General features: G+C 47.9%; 9 protein-coding genes, 1 tRNA gene and 3 pseudogenes. 6 read left to right on the plus strand and 7 right to left on the minus strand.

Annotation, left to right across the window (positions count from 1 at the left end):
- A pseudogene (locus LUQ50_RS06900) lies at positions 1-174 on the plus strand (IS1634 family transposase); the annotation flags it as partial.
- Between the two features lie 163 nt (positions 175-337).
- On the opposite strand, the gene LUQ50_RS06905 reads toward LUQ50_RS06900, so the two are convergent.
- Positions 338-1,552 (minus strand): tetratricopeptide repeat protein, encoded by a 1,215-nt coding sequence (locus tag LUQ50_RS06905; RefSeq protein WP_300038177.1) that lies wholly within the window; start codon positions 1,550-1,552, stop codon positions 338-340.
- Positions 1,553-2,009: 457 nt separating this feature from the next.
- Here LUQ50_RS06905 and LUQ50_RS06910 point away from each other — a divergent pair, with 457 nt between their 5' ends.
- The 3 genes from LUQ50_RS06910 (at position 2,010) to LUQ50_RS06920 (ending at position 3,093) form a co-directional block, all read left to right on the plus strand.
- Positions 2,010-2,486, plus strand: a complete 477-nt coding sequence (locus LUQ50_RS06910) for a hypothetical protein (RefSeq protein ID WP_300038180.1) — start codon at positions 2,010-2,012, stop codon at positions 2,484-2,486.
- A gap of 65 nt (positions 2,487-2,551) precedes the next feature.
- The gene (locus LUQ50_RS06915; RefSeq protein ID WP_300038183.1) at positions 2,552-2,923 is read left to right on the plus strand and encodes a hypothetical protein; all 372 of its coding nucleotides are present in this window, start codon (positions 2,552-2,554) and stop codon (positions 2,921-2,923) included.
- The gene (locus LUQ50_RS06920) at positions 2,920-3,093 is read left to right on the plus strand and encodes a hypothetical protein (protein WP_300038186.1); all 174 of its coding nucleotides are present in this window, start codon (positions 2,920-2,922) and stop codon (positions 3,091-3,093) included. Before LUQ50_RS06915 ends, LUQ50_RS06920 begins: the two co-directional genes overlap by 4 nt.
- A 420-nt stretch (positions 3,094-3,513) precedes the next feature.
- On the opposite strand, the gene LUQ50_RS06925 is transcribed toward LUQ50_RS06920, so the two are convergent.
- Positions 3,514-3,602, minus strand: a tRNA-Met gene (locus LUQ50_RS06925).
- Positions 3,603-3,701: 99 nt separating this feature from the next.
- Between LUQ50_RS06925 and cutA the strand changes: the two genes are divergently transcribed.
- Entirely contained in the window at positions 3,702-4,034 is a 333-nt protein-coding gene (cutA, locus tag LUQ50_RS06930) for a divalent-cation tolerance protein CutA (RefSeq protein ID WP_300038189.1), read from the plus strand.
- A gap of 152 nt (positions 4,035-4,186) precedes the next feature.
- Positions 4,187-4,438, plus strand: coding sequence for a PRC-barrel domain-containing protein (locus LUQ50_RS06935; protein WP_300038192.1), 252 nt, complete (start codon positions 4,187-4,189; stop codon positions 4,436-4,438).
- Here the strand turns inward: LUQ50_RS06935 and LUQ50_RS06940 are convergent.
- The 5 genes and pseudogenes from LUQ50_RS06940 to LUQ50_RS06960 all read right to left on the minus strand — a co-directional run.
- Positions 4,420-5,118, minus strand: a complete 699-nt coding sequence (locus tag LUQ50_RS06940) for a phosphoglycolate phosphatase (protein WP_300038195.1) — start codon at positions 5,116-5,118, stop codon at positions 4,420-4,422. The two genes, LUQ50_RS06935 and LUQ50_RS06940, sit on opposite strands and share 19 nt — an antisense overlap.
- Before the next feature lie 3 nt (positions 5,119-5,121).
- The gene (gene radA, locus LUQ50_RS06945; protein WP_300038200.1) at positions 5,122-6,096 is read right to left on the minus strand and encodes a DNA repair and recombination protein RadA; all 975 of its coding nucleotides are present in this window, start codon (positions 6,094-6,096) and stop codon (positions 5,122-5,124) included.
- Between the two features lie 93 nt (positions 6,097-6,189).
- A pseudogene (locus LUQ50_RS06950) lies at positions 6,190-6,345 on the minus strand (helix-hairpin-helix domain-containing protein); the annotation flags it as partial.
- Positions 6,346-6,727: 382 nt separating this feature from the next.
- Positions 6,728-8,020, minus strand: a complete 1,293-nt coding sequence (locus tag LUQ50_RS06955) for an OB-fold nucleic acid binding domain-containing protein (protein ID WP_300038197.1) — start codon at positions 8,018-8,020, stop codon at positions 6,728-6,730.
- Positions 8,021-8,077: 57 nt separating this feature from the next.
- A pseudogene (locus LUQ50_RS06960) lies at positions 8,078-8,811 on the minus strand (diaminopimelate decarboxylase); the annotation flags it as partial.

Consider the following 8,811-nt stretch of genomic DNA (forward strand, 5'->3'; position numbering starts at 1 on the left):
AAGCCAACTCAAAAACCTACGATGAGATGGGTATTCTTCATGTTTCGAAGAATGAGGGAGTTATCGTTACGGATTGAAGGAAAAGTCGTCACCAGAGTCCTTAATCTGGATGAAAACATTCGGAAAATTGTCAAGTTGCTAGGAGTAGAGTACGAAAAATATTATTTTTCATAAAGGACTGCTGAATCTGGGATAATTGTTGCACCGACATTATACTCATCGCAAAAAAATTCCGTATTTGGAATTTTTACATGCCGAGCGGCAGATTAACAGAAGAATGGGATATTGCCTCTGTTTTTCCTTAACTTATGACATATGGGATTAAATCCCCTTTCTATTAAATAACGTCAAAAGGACATTCGGTAGGATCCCCGATGTCCATCATAGTACATCCAGTTGCTTCAAAACAATCGACATCACCGTGACATGCCTGTAAATTTGCACAGCAAGAATTAGAAGATCCTGAAGATGCTGTTGGAGTAGGTGTTGGTGTTTTCGTAGGAGTTTCAGTTTCTGTTACTGTTGGAGTAGATGTTGGTGTTTCTGATACTGTGATTGTTGGAGTACCCATTCCGTTATTATTGCCAGCTTGAGTTTCGGTTGCTGTTTTCTCATTTAAGGCTTTAGTATTATTCGGATTAATTGCTAATGCCTTGTTAAAAGCTTCAATAGCTTCATCATACTTTCCCTGGAATTTGAGTATGATACCTTTATTGATCAACGCATCTTCATATTTACCGTTAGACTCGATTGCATTATTAAATGCTTCAATAGCTTGATCAAACTCCCCTAATCCGATTAAAGCAGTCCCCTTATTATTCCATGCTACTTCATTGTTGGGATCAATCTTTAGCGCCTCGTCAAATGACTTAATCGCTTCACTATTATCGCCTTGTACCTGGAATTCACTCCCTCTTGTAATCCAGTCAATGGATTTATCATCAGTTCCATGTGGATCAGTGATTATTAGATCAGATATTGTATTGAGATTTGAATTATCGGTAACAGAATTTGAGTAACCAGAAGAATATCCTCCATTTACAAAGGGGGAGTAACCAGGAGACGAATACTGGTTAGATTCAGATGTACCAGAATCAGATTTACTTGACTTTATGGTTGATGTGTCTGTTAAGTCTGATTCTTTATTGTTTGGTTGAGAAACAAATCTGGTCCCCCATACACGGTCATTTAGTTGGTTTTTTCCGACTATTGAATTGCAATCTGAAGATAATACTAAGTCATCTGCATATTTTCCATCTCCCCAGATAATGGTGATCTTATTTCCAGATTGAACCCAGACCCCATCAAGACCTAACGTTCCATTTGATTTATAGACTGAATTCGATGAATGGTTCGAAAAGAAAGTGTTATCATACACATCCATCCAACTCCAGGTGCCAACCATTGAACACCCTGATTCTGAGGTATCTGATATTGTGTTGTCATTTTTCGCGAAAACGATAGGTGTTAAAATAGAGCAAAGAATCGCTACAGAAATTAGACTAATGAAAAATTTTCTAAATTGTTTTACATTTTGAACGATTTTTGTCATCAATCAAATCAATGAAAGTATTGCAAAATGAATATTTCGATTTGTAATTGCGATTACTGAAGGTTTTAATTGAGAACAATTGATTTGAGAGATTTAAGTAAAATTTTCCATTAAGAATTATTTATGAATTTGAATGATTCAGAAATATCATGAACCAGAATTAGTAATAAAAATTTAGATTTGGGTGTAGAAAAATTATAATCGTTTGAATTTGAAATTTAACCTATGCAATCAAATATCTGGGTTCCATTATTTTAAGCATGAGGAATTCTTCACGCTAAAGGAGTTATTATACTTCTAAAAGCCAATAATCAGGATGTTATAGAAATGATAACTTTAATCTGCCCGTTTCAGAATCGCGACATATCCCGGTTTTCGTTAGACGCTCGTTTAAATGCCCATATATATAGCCATCGATCTTTATTCAGCCGCGACATAAAAGCGGCGGGGTCGAACAATGGCAGGCTTTAAAACCAAATCTGCAACCAAATCTGCGGAGAGGAAACTCACCAACAAGATTGATACCGTAGCGAACTTCCTGGCACTTATTCAGGATGTTATCGAAAACAACCCGTGTGGATGTGTATCCTACACCTCAAGCGGTGCAACCGTCGCCGGTGTAGTCCAGGGAACTGAATATTACTCCGGCAAGGTAGTCTATGAAAATGTCCTGGTTAAGGCCGTCGGTCAGATTTCGGTCCGGGCTCCTACGTCTTCAGCCTTCAGCACTGATATCAGTACCATCGTAGCAGCCTCCGCTATCAACACCGCGATGGGTGGAACTCCTTCGCATGACAACTCAGATGACTCCTTGAGTTGCACCCTGAAATGTCATGCATCCAACGGAGAATACTACAACGTCACCTTCAAGCGTGACAGCGTCGTCGTATCCGGGTATGAGGCAGATTCCATCCTCACCACAGTTGAGACCTAGGCTGACACCATATCAGCACTGGTCTGAAGATCTCTCTCATTTTTCATCATTTGAGGCTGATGAAGATGCAGAAGATATTTTTAGCCGCTGGCATCGTTTGTCGTGCCCTGGCTGGCTGGATGTCGGCAGACCTGATCACGTCTTCGATCTCGGTTGACGGGTCCAGCTGGATCAAGTCATCCGGGACCGGGGACCGGTCTTATGCCGGGCTCATATTCACAACTGACCACTCAACCGTTACCCGTTCACTTGATTTTTATCAAACTGTTGATGTACAGACACGGATCTCGTCATCTGGTCCACTCGGAGTGTATGAGTACACTGCACAGACCAGCATACCAGAAGAAGAGTCCTGGAGATGCATGTTTACATCTTCGGATGAACAGGCGGGCAGGATGAACGTAACCGAGTATGTAGAGTATGGAGGTGGATCATGAACGTTATGAGCGTCGTTGCCGTGATTTCTCTGGTGATGGCTGTCTCGAATGGGATAGCGATGATCCTGACGTATCAGCGCTATGCGTCGGTAGTTCGTGGCGTTTTCATGGCGAACAAGGTTAACAAGGCCGGAAAAGTTGAGATCGTTGTCTCCTCGATGACCTGGTGAATCTTCCCGGTAGGAAACTATAAGGAAGAATGCCAGATACTGTATTGCCGTGAGAACGGCGGGGAACACATGAGCGGGTGGTTCACATCCTCCCGCTTGTGCTTGGGATTGTGTGCCTCGATATGATCCCAGATAATCACCACATGGCCGTGTTCCTCCTATCCTTTTAAACCCCCCATTTATCCGTCTTTTTCCCGATTCGTTTATCAATTGGCCATCTGCGATCTACGCCCCGTCCCCTCTCCCCTCGGGTTTGGTGTGGGGAGAGGGGTTAGGGGTGAGAGGCATGGACGCAGGGGCGTAAAAATTGAGGTATGATTACTGATACTTAAATAAAAAAATAGCCAAAACTATGGATCCGCACCCCATATTTCCTCTATTTTAAGAAGTAAGGTAGCAGATCCGAACACAATGTCGTAATGCTGTTGACGGGATCCGAACCCGCGACCTCCAGATATCTCAGATTTCTCTTATGAGTCTGGCGCCCTAACCAGCTAGGCCACAACAGCACAGATGCATTATAAGAACGACGCATACCCACTTAAACATGTTGGTAGCGTTGATCTACTACCCAGATCCTGATATACCCGGAAAACCGAGAACTATCCATGGATGACCCAAAACCTGCTGATATCTCGGTCGTGTACTGTACTGCTCCCCCTGAAGAATCTGCCCGGATCGCTCGTGAACTCCTGGAGCGCCGGCTTGTTGCCTGTGTGAATCTTACCCCGGTCAGATCCCTTTACCGGTGGGAAGGGCATGTCTGTGATGAAACAGAAGATCTCCTGATCATGAAGACCCCAACCGGGTGCATTGAAGAACTCATTGCTGCCATCAGGGCCGTTCATCCGTATGAAATCCCTGAAATCATCGCTCTCCCGGTAACGGAAGGTTATCAGGGATACCTTGACTGGGTTGTGGGTGAGACGGTTTTACTCTGATACTCCCTCTGTCAGCGACTCTCCTCGTGAAATCGCAAGCCTTGCGTTTGACGAGCGCTCTTTGGTATAATCGCATGATTTTCAGTACGAACCTGAGAAAACCCGGTTCAAAAAAAGTATCTTTATTACCGTATACAACTGAAAAATCTGTTATGAAAGCGGTACTTGCACGGAGTCTCTCCCGCAAGCAGATTATGACCAATGACGGGAAAGCCATCGGCGAGCTGCGCAACCTCATGGTCGATTTCGAAACCGGTCAGATCACCGATCTGATTATTGAGCCTGATGAAACCTTTGACACCACCGGATACCAGCTCGATGGCGACCGGATGATGGTTCCCTTCGAGTCAGTCCGCGATATCAAGGATTTTATCGTGGTAGACCGTTATCTCGCTAAAATGTGAGGAAAAAACCGGTTCATCACCTCAACAAATCCTTCTCCGTATGGAATGGCAGATACATAGGTTGCAGCCTCTTTTACCACATCACTAGCATTGGCAACACAACATCCGGTTCCCGCTGCCTGAATCATATCGGTGTCATTTTCTGAGTCACCGATTGCAAGAAAATCTTCAGGGGGAATCCCCAGATCACCGGAAATATGTCTGAAGGTTGATCCCTTGCTGTATCCTTTCTCCTGAATATGGATTGCAAAGTTGGTATCAAGAACAGTGACGTTCCAGTCAGCGAGCAGTCTCCTGACCTCCCCGACCGGAACATTCCGGGCAAATGCCACGTCAGCAAACCGTTCCCGGGGAGAGAACATATCAAGGGAAATCCCCTGCTCTTGAAAATGCCGGTTCAGGAGGTCCAGGGCATCAAGGGCAACCTGGCGGCTGGGGAGGATCTTCAGATCCCCGGTAAATCCAACCCTGTATACCCCTCCGTTCTCACCAATGAAGGTTCCGCTTGTTCCGATCAGTTTGGAAAGGCCTTTCAGGATACAGGAGGTGTTCCCGCTTGCGAGCACTACCTCGATCCCGTTATCCTGTAGCGTACGAATGGTCTCAATTGCACACGTACTCAACCGTCGTCGTTCATCGGTGAGTGTTCCGTCTATATCGGTAATGACTGCTCGTAGCACAACTTAACAAGCCCTGAGGCCACCCTCTTCTACGAGGAAGGTAGCTTCACCATCTGGCAGATTCGGGCTGTCTACCAGTCTGAAGATACGCTTTCCTCCTTTGCTCTTTCGCAGATATATTCTGAATGTTGCCGTATGTCCGACGATGTTTCCCCCGATCGGCTTGGTCGGATCTCCGAAGAAGACTGCCGGGTTTGACATTACCTGATTGGTTACAAGCCCGATTGCGTTGTACTCATCACAGAGTTTGAAGATATCATGCATATGTCGGTTCAGTTTCTGCTGTCGCTCGGCAAGGGTTCCCCTACCTGCATACTCAGACCTGAAAAGGCCGGTCAGTGAATCAACAATAATTAGTTTCACCGGTTTGCCCTGGCTCTTGAGTTCCTCGGCAAGTTCGTGCGAGTTCTCGATCAGGAGCATCTGGTGATCAGAGGTCTGGGCCCGGGCAACATGAATGTTCTTGAGAAACTCCTGGGGATCAGCACCTTCAATCTCAAGTCCGTTTACCATCTGCTCGATACGTTCTGGTCTGAATGTGTTCTCGGTATCCACGTAGATGACCGATCCGTCAAGACCGCCGAGTTCTTCGGGGAGCTGGACATTGACCGCGAGCTGGTGAACGATCTGTGACTTTCCTGACCCGAACTCGCCGTAAAGTTCGGTGATGGCCTGGGTTTCAAATCCTCCTCCCAGCAGTCCATCGACCTCAGGGACGAGCGTCCTCAATTTCTTGATGAGCAGTCGTGCCTCAAAGACCTCGGTCCCGGTCTTGAATCCCCCGATATCTGCCTGTTCCCGGCACCACTTGATCATCTTCTTTGCGGTTGATTCTCCGATCTCAGCAGCCTCGGAGAGTGTAGATGAAGTGGCGGTTGCGATAGACTCGATGGTCAGAAATCCTCCGTCGCGGAGTTTTTCTGCGATAGCTGGCCCCACGCCCGGGATATCTTCTATTTCCAGTCTTTTGACATTCATAAGCGCTAACTCAACCCTGGCATCTGATGAACCTGACTCACCTGACACTTCACCGTCAGTGGTCTGTGAGATACACCACTTAATCATCTTGCGTGCAGTTCCCTCTCCAATCTCAGCAGACTCATACAGTTCAGAGGCGGTCGATTGTGCTATTTTTTCGATGCTCTCGTATCCTGCTTCACGGAGTTTTTCTGCAGTGGTTGGTCCGACACCGGGTATGTCCTCAAGTTGGTATGCTTCTGCTGCCATAATGTTCTATCCCTACTCTACCCATCCTCCACGTCAGTATTTAAGGTTACAAGAAACAGGGCGAAAGTGAATGGTGCACTTTTACTGCCTGCTTAAATTTATTGTTCCTCCTCCCAATTTTTAAATTATGGCGATTTCCCTCATATTGATACTTTCGCGGAGAGAGATCTTATGAGGAATTATGCCGGTAAAACTCCTGCTATGGCCTTCTTTTATCCGGATGTCCCTCTCCAGTCTGGAAGATCGGTGGGTTCGTTTCGTTCATGTCCGGATCAGACAAAAAATCGGGACAGGGGTGGGAATTTCCCTGAAAAAAAGACTAGTAACATGGGCAACAATTATATGGGCGTGCAAATCACCGGATGAAAGTAATGTTTTGAGTTCATCCCAGGTTCTGGAGCAACTCATTCAGGTTCGCTCTCAATGTCTCAACAGAAAGTTCTGATTGCCTGTTCCCGGTGACAAACAGCCTCTTTTTACTGACGACTCCCTGCAGGATGATCTCAGCCCCATGTGGGTATGGTCCTTCAACCAGAAATGACTGCACGCCGTCATCGATGACCTTCCCTTCCGGAGTATCAATGATCGTCCCGTCGATGGTAACCGGCTCTCCTGGTCCGTCTGGAACGATCAGGAGACAACTTCCCCTCCCCAGTGAAAGTTCGGTCTCGCCGGTTCTGCCTACCCGTGCCGGTACATGATAGATGATCACCTTCTCGCCTGGCAGAAGCGGCCGTGAAGCCTCGTCATCCCAGATCACCAGCGGTAGGGTGGCAGTTCCGTCTGATATCCTGACATTTCTGACCCATGAGGGGGTTCCATCCCTTCTCGTGAATGGACGGGGTGGCTGCACCTGAACAAGATTTCCTGATACGGTCACGGTCTGATCAGGCTTTACTTCCCCGAGCAAGATATGGGGAATATCCGGCCGCTGCTCTGCAGGGGTGAGCACGGTGTTCTCATCGATCACGATCTCCCTGCCGCCAAAGTCTCCTTCCTTCTCCAGTGCTCCGGCTGCAGTCACGGCGGTTCCTGGCGTACAACCGGTAAGCATGGCAGCATCCCAGCAGAGCAGCCGTGCAGTTCCGGCAGTATCCCCGACGATCCCGCTGATCATCTCTCCACTGGTTCCGTCCCTCCTGGTGAACGACTTGGCCGGCTGCAGGCTGATGATCAGGAGATCAAAGTCTTTGCGTTCAGGCTGTTTGTGCTCTTTCGGGGTCATACCACAGTTGATTTCGACATGGGTCTTTCGCAGATTCAAGGGCAGAATCTCTTTCAGACTCTTACCATGCCTGCCGATAACCTCAAGAACCTCACCGATCTCAAACGACTCCCGTATTGCTGCGGCCTGTTCATCCCAGAAGACCAGATCGGTCTGTCCTGTCTCGTCTGCTACCGTGAGCCGTGCAACCAGCCCTTTATTCCCGTCAGGCCGGTCAAACTCCTTCACCTCTGAACAGGCAAGAACCTTGGCGTAAAAACAGAAGAGTGAGGATCGGCCCCGCAACCCTTTGATCGGCACATGTGATCGGTCCAGATCCCTGACCACCATCAGCGCAGCGGTAACATCGTCGGTAAGGTTGCCGCATGCTTCGATTTTCGCTTCGATTCTGCGATCGAACTCTTCCCTGCTGATCAGGTCATCAACAAGTGCGTAATGGTACCGGACCACAGGCTTCCTCCCTGATATTCATCGTTCCGGCAGGAGTTGAAAGAAGAGACAGGCTGGTTACAGCCATGGGGGTGTTACCACTGCTGCCAGCAGGTCTTCGAGGGTCTCTGCCCTACGCATCAGGGCGGCTTTATCCCCTTTCACCAGTACCTCGGCACATCTTCCCCTGCCATTGTACTGGGATGCCATCGAGTATCCGTATGCTCCGGCATCGAGCAGAGCGATAAGGTCGCCGGCATGCACTTCGGGGAGTTCCCGGTCATGGGCAAGGATATCTCCGGTCTCACATATCGGGCCGGTGATGGTATACGTTCCATCCGGCTTCTCACCGGCACGGTTTGCTACAATTACCTCATGATACGAGTCGTACATCGCCGGTCTGATCAGAGTGTTGAACCCGGCATCCACGTTCACGAAGGTCTTGTGTGCCGGCTTTACTGAGTTCACCCTGGTGAGCAGGATGGTAGAGTCACAGACCATGGATCTGCCGGGCTCAATCCATATCTCTGGTGAGATCCCGAGTTTGGTGAAGGTACTCGTGATCACCGGCATGACGGCATCTGCGTAAGCATCAAATGCCGGTGCCGGATCTCCGGTATGCTCATAGCAGACCCCGAGACCCCCGCCGAGATCCACGAACTTGAACGCAACGCCCATCTTGTGCAGGTCAGCAACGACCTCCATCAGCACCTCTGCCTCTTTTGCAAAGGGTGCAACCGAGAGGATCTGGGATCCGATGTGGCAGTGGATTCCTACTGGCACCACGTTCTTACAGGTAAGTGCCTTTGCAT

Source organism: Methanospirillum sp. (assembly GCF_028679455.1).
Lineage (GTDB): Archaea > Halobacteriota > Methanomicrobia > Methanomicrobiales > Methanospirillaceae > Methanospirillum.